The following is a 15,462-nucleotide window of genomic DNA, read 5'->3' as shown; positions in this document are numbered from 1 at the left end:
TACAATAAAGAAAGAACGATTCCGAAAAAGAGGAAGCACCCTTTTCGAGGCCTGCGAGGCAACTCTGCCATCCTGTGAAACGAGGTGTTTTTTGTTATGTATGGAAAAAGTTATAGTGCCTGCCTGTACGGTGTAGACGGCTTTATTGTCGAAGTGGAAGTGGATATCGCGAACGGACTGCCCCAGACAACGATCATCGGTCTGCCCGACTCGGCGATCCGGGAATCGACGGACCGTGTCAAAGCGGCGCTCAAGAACTGCGGATTCCGCTTCCCGAACCGTCGGGTCACCATCAATCTGGCACCGGCCGATCTGCGAAAAGAAGGTTCTTCGCTTGATCTGGCGATCGCGCTGGGCATTCTGCTCAGCGACGAACAGCTGAGTCTGCCGGATGGCCGGCGCTTCGTCGCGGTCGGCGAACTGTCGCTCGACGGCGCTCTCCGCCCCGTCCCTGGCGTTCTGGCCATGGCCGACTGCGCACGGCGCCAAGGATTCGATGCCATGCTCGTCCCGCCCGGGAACGCGGACGAAGCTTCGCTCACCGGCGGCCTTGCCGTTCACGCGCTGCCGCACCTGAGCCTGCTCGTTCCCGAGCAGGAACGCGCGGAACTGGCTTCGGGCAAAGAAAAACGCTATACCTTTGATGCGGCAGGCCTGCTGCACAAACCCGGCCGCTCCGCCGATCCGTCGGAAACGGCTGCCGCGAACGAAGATTACGTGGACGTGCTGGGTCAGGAGCAGGCCAAACGCGCACTGACGATTGCAGCAGCCGGGATGCACAACATTCTGCTGTCGGGACCGCCCGGAACCGGAAAAACAATGCTGATCAAACGGCTGCCCGGCATCATGACGGAGCTGACCGACAGCGAAGCGCTGGAAGCGACCAAAATTCTCAGCGCGGCCGGCCGGCTGCAGAGCGCACGCGCACGCCAGGGCTTGGTTCGTCTTCGGCCGTTCCGTTCCCCGCACCACACCATTTCGCCGTCGGGTCTTGCCGGAGGAGGATCGATTCCGCGTCCGGGAGAAGTCAGTCTGGCCCATCGCGGTGTGCTGTTTCTGGATGAGCTGCCCGAATTTTCGCGCGGAGCGCTCGAGGTACTGCGCCAACCGCTGGAAGACCGCAATGTGACAATCAGCCGCGCCCGCGCCGCTTTCACGTTCCCGGCCCATTTTATGCTGGCATGCTCCATGAACCCCTGCCCCTGCGGCGGAGGTCCGGGGCAAGACGGAACTTCTTCCTGCGTCTGCTCGCCGGCGGCCATCGCCCGTTATCGCGCCCGGATTTCCGGTCCGCTTCTCGACCGGATCGATATGCAGGTCGAAGTTCCGCGGCCTTCCACGAATGAACTGTCCGCATCGGGTACGTCTTCCGCCGCGCTGCGTATCCAGGTGGAAGCGGCTGCCCGGCGGCAGCGGGAACGCTACCGATCGCTGGGGATACAGGTGAACAGCGACCTTAGCGGTGCGGCGCTGCGACGATATGCGGCTCCCGGAAAAGAAGCCCGGCTGCTGCTGGATACCGCGATCGGCGCCATGGGACTCAGCATGCGTTCGCGCGATCGTATCCTTAAATTGGCGCTGACCATTGCGGATCTGGCGGACTCCGATGAAATCCGAAGCGAACATATCGCCGAAGCGCTTCAGTACCGGCAGCTGGATCGCAAAATGCCCGAATAAATTTGGGCATGCAACGCCAAAAAGCGGATTTCCGCCATGGACGGGACAGGAGAGCCTCCGGTCCGGCCATCACGGGAAATCCGCATCGCTAGCGATCTTCAATTCCGCCCCTCTCTCTACAGGGACCGTTCAAAAAGCTTCTTCGATATGCTCCAGAGAACGAATCTCGAGATTTCTTCCCAGCATAACCGCAATCACATCGAAACGGATCAGACGATCCGACCATCCGGCACGCTGGAGATAAATTTCGGCTGTTCGTCTGACTTTGTGGATTTTGCGGGCATCCACCGACTCGGCAGGCAGACCGAAGCCGCTGCCGCTCCGGCTGCGCACTTCGACGAACAATACCGTTTCTCCCCGGGTCGCAATCACGTCCAGTTCACCCGACCGGCAGTTCCAGTTGCGCTCCACCAGCTGCCAACCCTGCTGTTGGATATACAAAGCCGCCGCATCTTCGGCGGCTTTTCCTTTGTCTTTGCGGGTAGGAGGCGATGATTTGCCGGATTCGGCAAACGCGTTTTGCGGCGGGGCGGAGAATTCCTTCATTGCCCGATTCTCCTTGCCGCTTCGCGGTCGCTGCGATAAACGAACGAGAGCAGCTCGGCGACAAGTCCGTACAGTTCGGCCGGAATCTGCTGATCCAGATCAAGCTTCGACAGCACTTCGACCAAGGCGGCATCTTCCTGGATCGGCACACCGGCTTCCTGGGCACGGGCGAGAATCGCTTCCGCGATCGTACCGCTGCCTTTGGCTACGACGCTTGGAGCGGCCATCTGCTCCGGAGAATACTTGAGGGCAACCGCGCGTTTTCGCGCCGTTTCTTCAGGTTTGGCTTCTTTCATATTTTCACATCCACTCCCCGGTAAGACGACGGAACAAAAGACAAGGGAGTTCCGCTCTCTCCCGCGGCACCTTCCGCACGCTGGGGCAGGGTATCCGTCCGCAGCGCCATCAGCTGGTACCCGGCCGATTCCAGCGCAGAAGCAATCTGCGGCTGTCCGGCTTCAAGCAGCGGACGCACCCATTCTTCGTCGTTGCGAAAATTAAGACTGACTTTGCGGTCGACGACCTGAACGTCCACCACCGTATGACCCAGCGCTTTCATGTCCAGGTCGAACCACAGGCGGCAGTTCGAAGCATCGAGTTCGCCTTTGGCCCCCCGTCTTGATTCGATCTGGACCGAAGCGGTCTGATTGCCGTCGGGGCCTACAAACGGGAGAAACATCGTCACTTGGGCAAACGGAGCCGTACGATCCGTATTCAGCAGCAGCTGCTGTCCGGTCAACTGCTGAACGGCCTGCTGCGCCGCGTCTTTTACTGCGGCCGGGAGCGTATCCGAAGCGGAGAGCTGGAGCAGCAGCGACTTGAGCGTCTCGCGCACTTCGGCAGCGGCCGGCGCGGCGCCCGCCGGTTGGGCGGTTCCGGCGGAAGGAAGTTCGCTGCCCAGGCGCGTATTCTCGCCCTGCACACCGCGCAGTACTTGATCTGCGGCGGCCCGAACGGCCGCGGAAATGCCGGGCGGCGTGTCGGTATTCGCCGCAGCCGGAGGGACGGCAGCGGCATTTGCCGTTGGCACAGGCGCTGACGGTACAGGCGGCTGTACAGCCGCCCGGGGTTCCGGCTGCGGCGATGCAGCGGCCGGTGCCGATTGGGCGGCCGCAGGCTGCGCCGCAGCGGGCGCAGGCGGTGCCGTGTTTATCAGCGTCGAACGCGCGGCCTGCTGCTCGTGCTCCGCGCCGAGCATCTTGAGCAGACGGCCGACCCAGGGAGCGTTCTCCGCTCCGTCTGGCGGTGCCTGCTGCGGAGCCGCTTGGGCGGCAGCGGCAGACGGCTGCCCCGCCGCTGCCGTACTTCCGGCGGCGGCGGAATGCAGTTCGCCGAGCAGCGCCTGCACTTTGCGCAGCAGGACGGCATCCGGCGAAGCGGACGCCGTTCCGTTCGCCGCGGCGGTTCCCTGCGCCGCGCGGCTGTCCGCGGCGAACGCCGGAGCGGCCTGCGGAGCCGCCGCTGCCGGCGCTTGGGCCGCGCCGGCTTTGCCTGCCGCGGAAGCTGCGCTGTCCGCGGCTGTGGGCGGACCGAAAGCCCCTGCAGCGGCTTTCGGTCCGCCCGCTTCGCCGGTGCCGGTTCCTGCACCGGCAGGCGCCTGGGCGGCCGAGCGGGCCTGCGCAGCCGGCCCGCTCTCCTCGCTGCCGAGCTGTCCGGCAGCGGCAGTCATGCCCGCGCCGGAAGCTGCCGGCGGCGCGGCGGGGCTTGCGCTGCCCGAGGCTGCGGCAGCTGCACCCGGCGTTGGTGCCGCCGAGGTTTGGCCGCCGGCTGCAGCGGCGCCCGGTGCGCTTCCTGCAGGCCCTGTCAGGCCTGCTGTGCCTGCCTGCCCGCCGGCGTTACGACCCGGCAGCGCAGACTCTTCGCCGGCCGAATCTCCCAGCTGTGCCAGTACGGCCGCAACCTGCTGTTCCAGATTCTGGAGTACCGCGGAAGCGGGAGGCCCAAACACAGCCTGCTGCATACCGGCGATACTCTGCGGCGTGACCGGGAGGCCGCGCTGCTGCAAAATCCCGATCGAACGGACCCACTGCTGCGCATCGACCGCAGCCGGTTTTTGTGCCAGCAGATTGCGTACATCTGCGGCTTGTTCGCGGGTGAGCGGAATCTCGGCCTGCTGCATCATCCGAACGAGTTCGCGGTTCTGCTTATTGTCCGGCAGCGCCAGCTGCTTCAGTGTGTCCTCCATCGACTGGGCGCCTGCGGCGGCACCTGGAGGAGCCGATACCGGCTTCATGACAACCGAACCGTCTTCGGCGGCGGGCTGAACCTGCATAAAAGCGGTCTGGCCTGCCTGCAGCGGCGTTTCCAGCTTCGCATTTACTTTGACGCCCTGAATCTGAATCACCGCTTCTTTGCCATCTTCGGATACCGATTGAACAACGCCGCGCACAACCTGTCCTTCGCGCAGATCCAACTGTTTCACTTCGCCGGGCTTGGCATCCCCAATCATACTTTTGAATAACGATCCGATATTCATCTCGCTCACCTCGCTTTCCCTGTTCGTAGCTGCCCGTTCACGGACAAACCCTTCTATACCGATATATCGGAAAAACATCCCCGCTCGTTAAGAATCCGGTCCCAAATATCCGATTCTATCGCAGCTGTTCGTATTCGGCTTTCATTTTCACCAAAAAACTCTGCCGGTGCAAAGAGCTGATTCCGAGTTCGAGAATACGCTCGCGGTGCGCAGCCGTACCGTAACCTTTGTGTACCGCAATGCCGTAACCGGGGTAGTCCCGTTCCCACTCTCCGGCGCACAGACGATCCCGGGTCACTTTCGCAATGATAGACGCCGCTCCGATACTTTGGCTGAGCGAATCCCCTTTGATGATCGCGCGCTGCGGCAGATCCACCTGAATCGTCTCCGCATCGACAAGCAGAGCCTGAACCTCGACGTTTAACGCTTCCACGGCTATCTTCATCGCAAGGCGGGAGGCTTGTTTGATATTGATCCGGTCAATCGTTTCCGCGTCGACGCGGCCTATTCCGATAGCTACCGCTTCTTCTGTAATGATGCCATACAGCTCATCGCGCTTTTTCTCCGACAGTTTTTTGGAATCGTCGATTCCTTCGATCTTGAGTCCCGTCGGCAAAATAACCGCGGCCGCTACCACATCGCCAAACATGCAGCCCCGTCCGACTTCGTCCACGCCGGCAATCCGTTCGTATCCTTCCGCCCACAGTTCTTTCTCCAGAGCCAGACGGTCAATTTCCACTTTTTCCTTTTTCGGTTTGGGCGGGCCGTCCGCTCCTTTTTTGGTTTTGGGCATGTGAATCTCCTCCGTTTTCTTTATATTAACGCACTTATCTTGTCCAGTTCGATCCGTATGTAAAAAGGACCGCCGCAGCAGCCGCAGCGACCGCCGGGAATGTTCGGCATACGAACATTCCCCCGTGCGATCCATGCTCCTGATTCGACGATCCTCTAACGCGCTGCCTGCGCGGTTTACTGCGGGTACATACAGCTGATGATCCGATAGGGCGCGAAGCCCTAAAACGGTTCTTCGAGCGAGAAACGGCCCATTTTGCCGGCACGAAGTTCCCGGAGGAACAGAATCGAAGCCTTTTGCAGATCGACTCGTCCTCCGCTCATCAGACAGCCTCGCTTGCGGCCGATCCCTTCCATAATCCGGACAATTTCATCCGCATCATCGAACGTTTCCGGGCGTTCGCCGAGCACGAAACGCTCCGACAAACGGCCCCAGTAATGTTCCGCAAAATACTTGATTGCAAAGAAAGTGACTTCTTCCACGTTCAGCACGTCTTCTTTGATCGCACCGGTTACCGCAAGCTTCATGCCGACGTTCTGATCTTCGAACTTCGGCCACAAAATGCCCGGCGTATCGAGCAGTTCCATCTCTTTGCCGACTTTGATCCACTGCTGGCCTTTGGTTACGCCCGGACGGTCGCCCGTCTCGGCGATACTTTTGCCGGCAAGGCGGTTGATCAGCGTAGACTTCCCGACGTTGGGAATCCCGACAATCAACGCCCGGATCGCACGCGGGTTCATGCCTTTGGCGATCTGGCGGTCTATTTTTTCCTGCAGCAGCAGTTTGGCCTGAATCGAAATATCTTTCATGCCGCGTCCGCCCGAAGAATCGGTCTCGATCGCCGTGTGGCCTTCTTCGCGGAAATAGTCGATCCACTTTTTCGTCATTTCAGGATCCGCCAGGTCCGACTTGTTCAGCAGGATCAGGCGGGGTTTGTCTTTTAAAATATCACCGATCATCGGGTTGCGGCTGGACAGCGGAAGTCGGGCATCAAGCAGCTCGATCGCAAGATCGATCAGACTCAGCTTCGCTTCGATCTGTCTGCGCGCACGGGTCATGTGACCGGGAAACCATTGGATTGTCATAACGGTGTTTCACCTCTCTTGGCGGCCGGCCGCTCTACTGAACGCGGCCCGGCCTGTCATGCTCCGCCTGCCGTCTTACGGCCGAAGGCGCTTAATGGTTAACGATATGCAGGTCGCTGAACGGCCAGAAGACCAGATCCGCACGGCCGGTAATATCGCCGTAAGGAACGTAGCCGATCATACGGCTGTCCTTGCTGTTGGGACGATTGTCGCCCATAACGAACACGTGCCCTTCAGGAACCGTTCCGTCCGGGAATTTCGAGTTCGGAAAATTCGTGTTGTTGTTGTAAGTTACGTTGTTGGCGTGAGCCTCGTCCAGCACACCCTGAATATAAGGCTCGCTGATGATCTTGCCGTTGACCGTCACTTCGTCGCCTTCGACCTTGACGGTATCGCCCGGCAGCGCAATCACCCGTTTGATAAATTCCTTGTTGTCTTCGGAAGGCACTTTGAAAACGATAACCTCGTCTTTTTTCGGAGGACGGATGTCGTAAAGAATCTTGTTGACGATAACCCGCTCGCTGTCATGAAAATTCGGCTGCATCGAGGACCCGTCGACCATGTAAGGCGCAAACAGCAGCCAGCGGATCACAAAGACCAATACCAGCGCGATCGCGATCGCCTTTACCCACTCGAGCGTCTCGCTTTTCACTTTATTCTTCGGATTTTTAGGCGCTTCTTCCGATGACTGCGCGGGATGGTTCACGTTTTCTTCCATAGCTTGCCCTCTCCTTACGGTTAATATCCAAACATCAGCATTTTGCAAAAACGTCCGACAGCGAAGCGTCACCTCGCGCCGTCCGGTTTTGAGAAATGCTCATATTTCCGGAGGTTTTGGGAATAAAACGAAAGGAGCTTGTTTCCAAGCTCCCCATTTTCGTCCGCTCTTTTCCCGAAACGGGAAATTAACGACGAACTTCTTTAATTCTTGCTGCTTTACCGCGCAGATCACGCAGGTAGTACAGTTTCGCGCGACGAACTTTACCGTAACGCACGACTTCGATTTTGTCGAGTTTAGGCGAGTTGATCGGGAAAGTTCTTTCCACGCCCACGCCGTAAGAGATCTTACGAACTGTGAAAGTTTCGGCAATGCCGCCACCTTTGCGCTTGATCACAACACCTTCAAACAACTGGATACGTTCGCGAGTTCCCTCGATAACCTTAACGTGCACTTTCAAAGTGTCGCCAGGACGGAAGCTCGGAATATCTTTGCGCAGTTGTTCCTGAGTAAGAGTTTGAATCAGATTCATGTTTGTTTCCTCCTTCCACACATGCGTTCGTACGTCTTCTTCGGAAAAATTTCCGCCTCATCATTCGCAGAGGACCGCAAGATTACACAACGGATTGATTTTACCATGTATACAGGCAAAAAGGCAATAGATTAATGCAAACTTTTTCTTTTTTAACAAATCGATTATTCGGAAAAGCCCCTGCAGAGCTCGCTACCACTTGGAAGAACCCGATGAACGCCCTCCGCCTCCTTTGCCCCAGGAAGAAGATCCGCTGGAGCGTCCGCCTCCCCAGCTGGAACTGCCCGAAGAACGGCCGCCACCGCTGCGGCCGCCCGAACCGCCTCCCAGACCTCCTCCAAAACCTCCGCCTCCCCGGCTGCTCGTATTCGCACGCTGGACGGCTGTTCGATAGTCCCGTTCCATCTCGTCGAACACCTGCCGGGCATAAGCCGTTTGAGAGGCTGCTTCGTCAAACCGCCCTTCCGCGATCTGTCTCCGCGCCTCCGACTCAAAAGCTTCGTACCGCCCGATATACGAACGGGTCTGGAGATACCGGCGATAAGACGGTTCGCGGCCGAGGAACTCCCCGTTCAGCTGCTCCAACTGCCGAATGGCTTCGTTCCTTTGCTGTTCCAATTCACGGATATGCCGGGCAAAATCTGCCGCATTGCGCTCATAGGCGGCCAGCAGGGGCTCCGTTTGCAGCAGATCGACCGGTACGCGCTGCAGCGCGGCCGATACGTCTTCGCCGCCGGATTCGGCGGTATCCAGGACCCGTTCGTATTCCGGCATCCTCACGCCCATTGACCGATACGACGCACCCGCCTGGCGGAAAACGCTGCGCGCTCCTTCAAACCGCTGCTGCGCCGCCCGGTGCTGTGCTTCCAGCTCTTCGGCATAACCCAAAGCGTCGCGCATCAGCTCGCGCGAACGCGCGGTCCGTTCGTCGACCCGGTCGCTTTTTTCCCGTGCGGCTTTGTAATATTGGACCTGCGGGTTGAGTGCCGAGCGGATTTCCGGCAGCAGACGCCGAATCTCTTCCGCCGCTTGGACAATCTCTTCTTGGCGGCGGCGCTGCGAATCCAAGTGGGATTCGGCATACCGGCTGCGCAGCTGCGCCAGCCCCTGCTCGTACCGCGGTTCGAACGCTTCGACTTCCTGCAGCAGCACTTCCGCATCCCGCAGCGATTCCGCAGACGAAGTCCGGCTCTCCAGACGACGGTTCACTATCTGCTTCGCTTCTTCGATCCTTGCGGCAATTCCCTGCGCACACGCTTGGGCTGCCGGTACATCCCCGGATCGGATCAGACCCTGCAGCCGCTCCGTCTCGCCGCCCGCTTCGCTCAATACCCGGAACGGATCTTCTTCGGTCAGCTTCAACTCTTCGCGCTCCACGACCGGGCGAAGTTCGCGCTCCATACGGACGATCCGCTCGGGCCAATGCGGAGCTTGCGCTGCGATGGCGCTCAGCGTTCCCAGACTGCCGGACACTTCCTGCAGTTTGGCTGCCGCCTGTTCCGCTGGTGCGGCTGCCTGCATCACATCGAACTCGTCCAGGCCATCCGCCTGTGCAAGCAGCGCCGACGCACCCTCGAATTCACGCTGGAGGACATCCAGCGGATAGCCGGTTTCCTCGCGCAGCTTCTCAAGTTTCCGGCGCGTCTCTTCGGCAAGGATCTTGCCTTCGCTTACCCGGCGCCGCACATCCGCAAAACTTGCCGCAGCGAGCTCGTAGCGTTCGTTCAGCGCTCCGATCTTGTCTTCCCATGTCCCGACTTCGAGAGTCAGCGTATCCAAACGCTTGCGCTGGGCCCCGGAAGCAAATGTTCCCGGCCGAAACTCTTCGAGGCGCGAAGCCAGTTCTCCGCCCGCCTGATGCAGTTCAACCGTTCCCCGGCTGATCTCTTCCGCTTCCTTCAGCGTCTTGCCCTGCACAAAGCCCATCTCGACTTCGCGGAACAGATCCGACAGCATAATACCGTCCACGACGGCCGAGGCTTTCTGCTGGCGCTGCTTCAGCTCTCCGGCACGCTTTTTCACCTGCGAACCCGCGCGATACATACTGAAAGGGATATATAACACGATTCCGAGGACACCCAGGGCAAGAATCGCGTACAACCATCCTCCTCCCGCCAGGAATCCGCCGGATGCTCCGTTTCCGTTGATATACTCGGCAACGGCAAGCGCACCGGCAGCCGGCCCGTTTCTGCTCGCTTCCGGAACGAAATACCGGTCGAGAATCCGCTGCGCTTCGTTCTTGCCTCCGCTGCCCATTTCCAAGTGAACCGAATTGGGATCGCTCACGATCACAAGCAGCAGCTCGTTTTTGCCCAGCCCCCAGCTGTCATACGTTTCAGCCGATAATCTTGAGCCTTCGCTTTCACTCAACCCGCTTTCCGTCAGTACATAAATCGGACGCGATCCGTTCGACAGTTCTTTTTCCAGCTGCCGCTTCTCGTTTGTGGTGAACAGATTCGCTTCATCGGTGATGATGCCGCTTTTTTGGGGAGCTGCAGCGGTTATCGGCAGCGCCAAGGCAAACAGCAGCAGGACCGCAAACAGTGCAGGCAGAACCTTTTCTATGCGTTTTCTTCCCATGGTAAGTTCCTTCCTTTCTTTTTTCTCTATCGCCGCCGGGACCCCGTTCCTGCGTTCTTTTCTTATGTAACCTTTTTGGGAGCGGCTGTCCCTTCCAGTTTAGCATTTTCCGCGCAAAAAAGAGCGCCGCAAATCCTGCGGCGCTCCGGGCATTTCTTCTATCGGGTGAATCCGGTCTTTAATCGGTCGTAACCGAAGAAGCTTCTTCGCGTTTGAGTTCTTCCAGCCACTTCTGTTCCTGCTTCGTCAACGTCAGGCGATCGAGCAGCTCCGGACGGCGCTGCAGGGTACGCCGCAGCGATTCGCGCCGCCGCCAGGCTTCGATATGGGCGTGGTGTCCGGACAGCAGAACATCCGGGACCTGCATCCCCCGGAATTCGGTCGGCCGGGTGTAATGCGGATATTCTAGCAGTCCGGTGCTGAACGAGTCCGTGATCGCGCTGTTCTCGTTGCCGAGCACGCCGGGCAGCAGACGCACGGTACTGTCGATCATGACCATGGCCGGCAGTTCTCCGCCTGTCAGTACATAGTCGCCGATCGAAATTTCGTCCGTCACAAGTCCGATCCGGATACGCTCGTCGTATCCTTCATAATGACCGCAGATAAAAATAAGATGATCTTCCCGGGCAAACTCTTCCGCTTTCTGTTGGGTGAACGTCTCGCCCTGCGGACAAAGCAGAACGATCCGGGGCCGGGAACCTGAAGCGGCGGAAGCGGATAACGATTCTTCAGATGCAGACGCGGCTGCCGGCGCTTCTCCCGTCCGATCCGCACTGGCCGAAGAAGCGGCGTCTGCCGCCAATTCCGGTCGGCTCAGCAGATCTTCGACCGCGGCAAAAATCGGCTCGGGCTTGAGCACCATGCCTCCGCCTCCGCCGTAAGGCGTATCGTCGACCTGTCCGTGCTTATTGGTGGAATAATCGCGGAAATTCACGGCCGACAGCTTCACCAGGCCTTTGTCTCTGGCTTTGCCGAGAATACTGGCACCGAAGACGCCTTCGAACATTTCCGGAAACAAAGTGAGTACGTCGATCCGCATCAGTCAAGCAGTCCTTCCATGACTTCGATCCGTATCGTTTTTTCGGCAATATTGACGTCTTTCACGATATCTTCGATAAACGGAATCAGCAGCTCTTTGCCGCCTTTTGTTTTCACTACCCATACATCATTGGCACCCGGCGTCAAAATATCGGTAATCTGACCCAATTCTTCGCCTGCTTCGTTCAACACTTTGCAGCCCATGATTTCATGGAAATAATACGCGTTTTCTTCGGCTTCGACCGCTTCGTCTTTTGGTACTTTAACGTCCCAGCCTTTGTATTTCTCAACCTGGTTGATGTTATCGTAGCCGTCCAGTTTGACGACGTAGACATTCTTCTGCTCGCGGGAGCCTACGATTTTCACTTTCAGTATCGATCCGTCTTCCGGCGAAATCAGCAGAAGCTGTTTGCCTTGGGCAAAACGGATTTCAGGAAAATCGGTAAACGGAAAAATTTTCAATTCTCCGCGTATGCCGTGCGTATTGGCAATCTTGCCTACACTCAAAAATTCGGGTTGGGTATTCGGATTCATGGTTGGGTTCTGTCCTTTCGGTTCTGGTCTGGAGTTTTCTTTCATTATATAGGGGCGGCGTTAGCCGGGAAAGTCTTGACCATGTACGAAAAGGGGCTAGGAAGAAAACCTCCTAACCCCTTTTCGTATATCTTTAAGACCGGAGAGGCTTCGGATACGCTGCCGCACCGAACTCTCCCTTTTAAGACTGGATATCCACGGTTACCCGCTTGTCCAGTTTGACTGCTGCCGATGCTACAACCGTACGCAGCGCCTTGGCGATCCGCCCCTGCTTCCCGATGATCTTGCCTACGTCATCGGGATGCACGGAAAGTTCGTATACGACCAAGGACTCTTTCTCTACGGTACGGACTGCAACATCTTCCGGATGATCGACCAAAGCTTTTGCGATAACCGCTACTAACTGTTCCACGTCAACCCCTCCGCGTCACTGTCTTATTTTTGCAGTTTGGATTCATGGAATTTCTTCATGATTCCGGCTTTGCTCAGCAGGTTGCGAACGGTATCGGACGCTTGCGCGCCGGTTTGCAGCCATGCCAATGCTTTTTCTTCGTTGATGCTTACTACTTGCGGTTCTGCGACCGGGTTGTAGTAACCAATCTCCTCGATAAAGCGTCCATCACGCGGGGAACGGGAATCCGATACCACGATACGATAGAAAGGAGCTTTATGAGCGCCCATACGCTTCAGACGAATGCGAGTTGCCACGAAAATCACCTCCTTCAAGAAATAAACTGCTTTAAGGCTTTATGCTAATCGCTTCACTTCCGGCTTAACGGAACGGGAAACGCATGCCCTTACTCATCTTTTGCATCTGTTTCATGGCTTTGTTCTTGCCGCCGCCCTTGGGATCCATCATCCCCGAGAGCTGCTTCATCATCTTCTTCATCTCGTCGAACTGCTTGATCAAGCGGTTGACTTCGGCAAGCGACGTTCCGCTGCCTGCCGCAATCCGCTTGCGACGGCTGTAGTTGATGATGTCCGGCGTCTGTTTCTCCACGCTCGTCATCGAGTGCACGATCGCTTCGATCCGACCGACCTGTTTGTCATCGACTTTGAGGTCGGTCTTCTGTTTCATCTTGTTCATGCCCGGGATCATATCCATGATCTGATCCAGCGGGCCAAGCTGCTTGACCTGCTCCATCTGCTCGAGGAAATCGTCGAAGGTGAATTCCGCGTTGCGCATTTTGCGCTCCATTTCCTTCGCCTTGTTCTCGTCGATTCCGGCCTGCGCTTTCTCGATCAGCGACAGCATGTCGCCCATCCCGAGAATTCGCGAAGCCATCCGCTCCGGGTGGAACGGCTCGAGCGCGTCCAATTTCTCGCCGAGCGAGATGAACTTGATCGGACAGCCGGTCACGGCTTTGACGGACAATGCGGCACCGCCGCGTGTATCGCCGTCGAGCTTGGTGAGCACGACTCCGGTCAATGACAGCTGTTCGTTGAAGCTCTGAGCGACGTTGACGGCGTCCTGACCGGTCATGGCATCCACGACCAGCAGCACTTCATCCGGCTTCGTCTCCGTATGGATCTGCTTCAGCTCGTCCATGAGGTCTTCGTCGATATGCAGGCGGCCTGCCGTATCGATGATGACGTAGTCATGGCCTTTGTCTTTGGCTTCCTGCAGGCCCTTGCGGGCAATCTCGACCGGGCTGACCTGGTCGCCCAGCGAGAAGACCGGAACGTTCAGCTGCTCGCCGAGCACCTGAAGCTGTTTGATCGCCGCAGGACGGTAAATATCGCCTGCGACCATCAACGGCCGGCTTCCCTGCTTCTGCAGCATTTTCGCAAGCTTGCCGGTCGTCGTCGTTTTACCGGCGCCCTGCAAACCGGCCATCATGATAACCGTTGGCGGCCGGGTGTTTTTGTTCAGTTTGGACTGTGTGCCGCCCATCAGATCCGTCAGTTCTTTGTTGACGATATCGATGATGACCATGCCCGGCGTAAAGCTCTCGGTGACTTCCTTGCCGAGTGCTTTTTCTTTTACTTTGCCGATGAAGTCCTTGACGACCTTGAAGTTGACGTCCGCCTCCAGCAGAGCCAGACGCACTTCGCGCATCGCATCGTTGACGTCTTCTTCGGATACTTTGCCTTTGCCCCGAAGTTTGCCGAAAACGTTCTGCAGCCTTGTTGTCAATCCTTCAAATGCCATAGGTTCACCCCCGTTTCGATCACTTCTCTACTATTATATATCGAAAGGCATTCATTTATCGAATTCGCGGGATTGCGCGTGCTCCGCTACTCCAGAGCCTGCAGCTTCTCGGAAAGGATTCCGAGTGTTCGGCGCGTTTCTTCCGGCAGCTTGTCGTCGAACGACAAAGCTTCCAGTTCCCGAATCGTCTGCATCCGGCTCTCGTGCCGCTGCAGCAGTTCCAGCTTCGCTTCGTAATTCTCAAGCGTCTGTTCCGCCCGCTTGATATGCTCGTACACCGCCTGGCGGCTGATTTCGAATTCCGCGGCGATCTCGCCGAGCGAGAAGTCGTCATGGAAATAATACTTGAGAAAGGTCTGCTGTTTCTCCGTCAGCAATCGCTCATAGAAAGCGAACAGCAGATTGATTCGATTCGTCTTTTCCAGACGATTGTCTTGGCTCATCCGGAATGCTCCTCTCGTCAAGGCGAAACACTTTACACATCGATCAACGTTCCCTATCATACCGAAAACAAAAGAAGATGTCAAGCGCTTGCGCTTAACATCTTCAAGGATTATTTGAATTCGATTTTCTATCCCGATGATCCGCTTATCCGAAGCCTGAATTAAGGCAGCAGATACATCAAAATGCAGAAGAAATGCAGGATACTCCCTGTCAGTACGAACAGATGCCAGATCGCATGATGGAACGGAAAAGCGCGCCATACATAGAACACGGTGCCTACGGTATACATCAGGCCGCCTGCGACGAGCAGATGAATGCCTGTGGCAGGAATGGCCTGAGTCAGCGCTCCCCATGCCAGCACGATCAGCCAGCCCATCAGCAGATAGAACAGCGTGGACATGAACAGGAACTTTTTCACGAAAAAGGCTTTGAACACCACGCCGCCGATTGCGATGCCCCATACGAGACCGAAGATTGTCCAGCCGAGCGTTCCGCGAACGGCGATCAGCATAAACGGCGTATACGTTCCCGCGATATAGAGATAGATAGAGGAATGGTCCATGAACTCGAAGAAGTCTTTTACCTTTCCTTCGCGGAAACTGTGCACGAGAGTCGAGCTTGTATAGAGCAGCAGCATGGTAGCCCCGTAAATGGTGAAGCTCACCACATGCCAGGCATTGCCTTTTGCGACTGCAAAAGCAATCAGCAGCACCAGGGCGGCAATACTAAGCGCGGCTCCGATCCCGTGCGTAACGGCGTTGGCGACTTCTTCCCGGCGGGAATACGTATGCGTATTGGCCATGTAGACATTCCTCCTTCTTTTAAAAATGAATCTTTTCACCGCAGCTGCGTTGTTTTCAGAAACATCATATTCCGATTATAACGGC

General features: G+C 57.3%; 16 protein-coding genes. 1 reads left to right on the top strand and 15 read right to left on the bottom strand.

Annotation, left to right across the window (positions count from 1 at the left end):
* Window positions 1–96: 96 nt before the first annotated feature.
* Window positions 97–1,677 carry a YifB family Mg chelatase-like AAA ATPase gene (locus tag HRQ60_RS04445; protein WP_172194430.1) on the top strand — a complete coding sequence of 527 codons (1,581 nt, stop codon included), beginning with the start codon at window positions 97–99 and terminating at the stop codon, window positions 1,675–1,677.
* 129 nt (window positions 1,678–1,806) lie between these two features.
* Here the strand turns inward: HRQ60_RS04445 and HRQ60_RS04440 are convergent, their stop codons facing one another.
* The 15 genes from HRQ60_RS04440 to trhA all read right to left on the bottom strand — a co-directional run bounded on the left by HRQ60_RS04440 (window position 1,807) and on the right by trhA (window position 15,377).
* Window positions 1,807–2,223, bottom strand: a complete 417-nt coding sequence (locus HRQ60_RS04440; RefSeq protein ID WP_172194429.1) for a YraN family protein — start codon at window positions 2,221–2,223, stop codon at window positions 1,807–1,809.
* Window positions 2,220–2,519: an EscU/YscU/HrcU family type III secretion system export apparatus switch protein gene (locus tag HRQ60_RS04435; RefSeq protein ID WP_172194428.1), complete on the bottom strand. Its 300-nt coding sequence runs from the start codon at window positions 2,517–2,519 to the stop codon at window positions 2,220–2,222. Before HRQ60_RS04435 ends, HRQ60_RS04440 begins: the two co-directional genes overlap by 4 nt.
* Window positions 2,516–4,699, bottom strand: a complete 2,184-nt coding sequence (locus tag HRQ60_RS04430; RefSeq protein WP_172194427.1) for a flagellar hook-length control protein FliK — start codon at window positions 4,697–4,699, stop codon at window positions 2,516–2,518. Before HRQ60_RS04430 ends, HRQ60_RS04435 begins: the two co-directional genes overlap by 4 nt.
* Before the next feature lie 115 nt (window positions 4,700–4,814).
* Window positions 4,815–5,492, bottom strand: a complete 678-nt coding sequence (locus HRQ60_RS04425; RefSeq protein WP_172194426.1) for a ribonuclease HII — start codon at window positions 5,490–5,492, stop codon at window positions 4,815–4,817.
* A gap of 221 nt (window positions 5,493–5,713) precedes the next feature.
* Entirely contained in the window at window positions 5,714–6,577 is an 864-nt protein-coding gene (gene ylqF, locus HRQ60_RS04420) for a ribosome biogenesis GTPase YlqF (protein WP_172194425.1), read from the bottom strand.
* A gap of 91 nt (window positions 6,578–6,668) precedes the next feature.
* Complete coding sequence (gene lepB, locus HRQ60_RS04415; RefSeq protein WP_172194424.1) at window positions 6,669–7,295, bottom strand: signal peptidase I; 627 nt, start codon at window positions 7,293–7,295, stop codon at window positions 6,669–6,671.
* Window positions 7,296–7,482: 187 nt separating this feature from the next.
* The gene (rplS, locus tag HRQ60_RS04410) at window positions 7,483–7,827 is read right to left on the bottom strand and encodes a 50S ribosomal protein L19 (RefSeq protein ID WP_172194423.1); all 345 of its coding nucleotides are present in this window, start codon (window positions 7,825–7,827) and stop codon (window positions 7,483–7,485) included.
* A 192-nt stretch (window positions 7,828–8,019) separates the two neighbouring features.
* Window positions 8,020–10,407, bottom strand: a complete 2,388-nt coding sequence (locus HRQ60_RS04405) for a TPM domain-containing protein (RefSeq protein ID WP_172194422.1) — start codon at window positions 10,405–10,407, stop codon at window positions 8,020–8,022.
* A gap of 178 nt (window positions 10,408–10,585) precedes the next feature.
* Window positions 10,586–11,446, bottom strand: coding sequence for a tRNA (guanosine(37)-N1)-methyltransferase TrmD (gene trmD, locus HRQ60_RS04400; protein WP_172194421.1), 861 nt, complete (start codon window positions 11,444–11,446; stop codon window positions 10,586–10,588).
* Window positions 11,446–11,979 (bottom strand): ribosome maturation factor RimM, encoded by a 534-nt coding sequence (gene rimM / locus HRQ60_RS04395; RefSeq protein ID WP_172194420.1) that lies wholly within the window; start codon window positions 11,977–11,979, stop codon window positions 11,446–11,448. Before rimM ends, trmD begins: the two co-directional genes overlap by 1 nt.
* 181 nt (window positions 11,980–12,160) lie before the next feature.
* The gene (locus tag HRQ60_RS04390) at window positions 12,161–12,391 is read right to left on the bottom strand and encodes a KH domain-containing protein (protein WP_172194419.1); all 231 of its coding nucleotides are present in this window, start codon (window positions 12,389–12,391) and stop codon (window positions 12,161–12,163) included.
* A 23-nt stretch (window positions 12,392–12,414) separates the two neighbouring features.
* Entirely contained in the window at window positions 12,415–12,687 is a 273-nt protein-coding gene (gene rpsP, locus HRQ60_RS04385) for a 30S ribosomal protein S16 (RefSeq protein WP_037282436.1), read from the bottom strand.
* 64 nt (window positions 12,688–12,751) lie between these two features.
* On the bottom strand, window positions 12,752–14,131 hold the full coding sequence (ffh, locus tag HRQ60_RS04380; protein WP_172194418.1) for a signal recognition particle protein: 1,380 nt from the start codon (window positions 14,129–14,131) through the stop codon (window positions 12,752–12,754).
* Window positions 14,132–14,217: 86 nt separating this feature from the next.
* Window positions 14,218–14,574, bottom strand: a complete 357-nt coding sequence (ylxM, locus tag HRQ60_RS04375; RefSeq protein ID WP_172194417.1) for a YlxM family DNA-binding protein — start codon at window positions 14,572–14,574, stop codon at window positions 14,218–14,220.
* Window positions 14,575–14,735: 161 nt separating this feature from the next.
* Window positions 14,736–15,377 (bottom strand): PAQR family membrane homeostasis protein TrhA, encoded by a 642-nt coding sequence (trhA, locus tag HRQ60_RS04370; protein WP_172194416.1) that lies wholly within the window; start codon window positions 15,375–15,377, stop codon window positions 14,736–14,738.
* Window positions 15,378–15,462 lie beyond the last annotated feature (85 nt).

Source organism: Saccharibacillus qingshengii, assembly GCF_013185195.1.
GTDB classification, from domain to species: Bacteria; Bacillota; Bacilli; order Paenibacillales; family Paenibacillaceae; genus Saccharibacillus; species Saccharibacillus qingshengii.
Note: the sequence above shows the minus strand (reverse complement) of the source record. Positions and strands in the feature narration are given on the sequence as shown.

Excerpts from the sequence above, each read along its gene's own strand:
- rimM (WP_172194420.1), bottom strand. The coding sequence starts at position 11,979 with ATGAATCCGAATACCCAACCCGAATTTTTGAGTGTAGGCAAGATTGCC.
- HRQ60_RS04425 (WP_172194426.1), bottom strand. The coding sequence starts at position 5,492 with ATGCCCAAAACCAAAAAAGGAGCGGACGGCCCGCCCAAACCGAAAAAG.
- trmD (WP_172194421.1), bottom strand. The coding sequence starts at position 11,446 with ATGCGGATCGACGTACTCACTTTGTTTCCGGAAATGTTCGAAGGCGTC.
- ylxM (WP_172194417.1), bottom strand. The coding sequence starts at position 14,574 with ATGAGCCAAGACAATCGTCTGGAAAAGACGAATCGAATCAATCTGCTG.
- lepB (WP_172194424.1), bottom strand. The coding sequence starts at position 7,295 with ATGGAAGAAAACGTGAACCATCCCGCGCAGTCATCGGAAGAAGCGCCT.
- HRQ60_RS04445 (WP_172194430.1), top strand. The coding sequence starts at position 97 with ATGTATGGAAAAAGTTATAGTGCCTGCCTGTACGGTGTAGACGGCTTT.
- trhA (WP_172194416.1), bottom strand. The coding sequence starts at position 15,377 with ATGGCCAATACGCATACGTATTCCCGCCGGGAAGAAGTCGCCAACGCC.
- HRQ60_RS04430 (WP_172194427.1), bottom strand. The coding sequence starts at position 4,699 with ATGAATATCGGATCGTTATTCAAAAGTATGATTGGGGATGCCAAGCCC.
- HRQ60_RS04440 (WP_172194429.1), bottom strand. The coding sequence starts at position 2,223 with ATGAAGGAATTCTCCGCCCCGCCGCAAAACGCGTTTGCCGAATCCGGC.
- HRQ60_RS04435 (WP_172194428.1), bottom strand. The coding sequence starts at position 2,519 with ATGAAAGAAGCCAAACCTGAAGAAACGGCGCGAAAACGCGCGGTTGCC.
- rplS (WP_172194423.1), bottom strand. The coding sequence starts at position 7,827 with ATGAATCTGATTCAAACTCTTACTCAGGAACAACTGCGCAAAGATATT.
- HRQ60_RS04405 (WP_172194422.1), bottom strand. The coding sequence starts at position 10,407 with ATGGGAAGAAAACGCATAGAAAAGGTTCTGCCTGCACTGTTTGCGGTC.
- ffh (WP_172194418.1), bottom strand. The coding sequence starts at position 14,131 with ATGGCATTTGAAGGATTGACAACAAGGCTGCAGAACGTTTTCGGCAAA.
- ylqF (WP_172194425.1), bottom strand. The coding sequence starts at position 6,577 with ATGACAATCCAATGGTTTCCCGGTCACATGACCCGTGCGCGCAGACAG.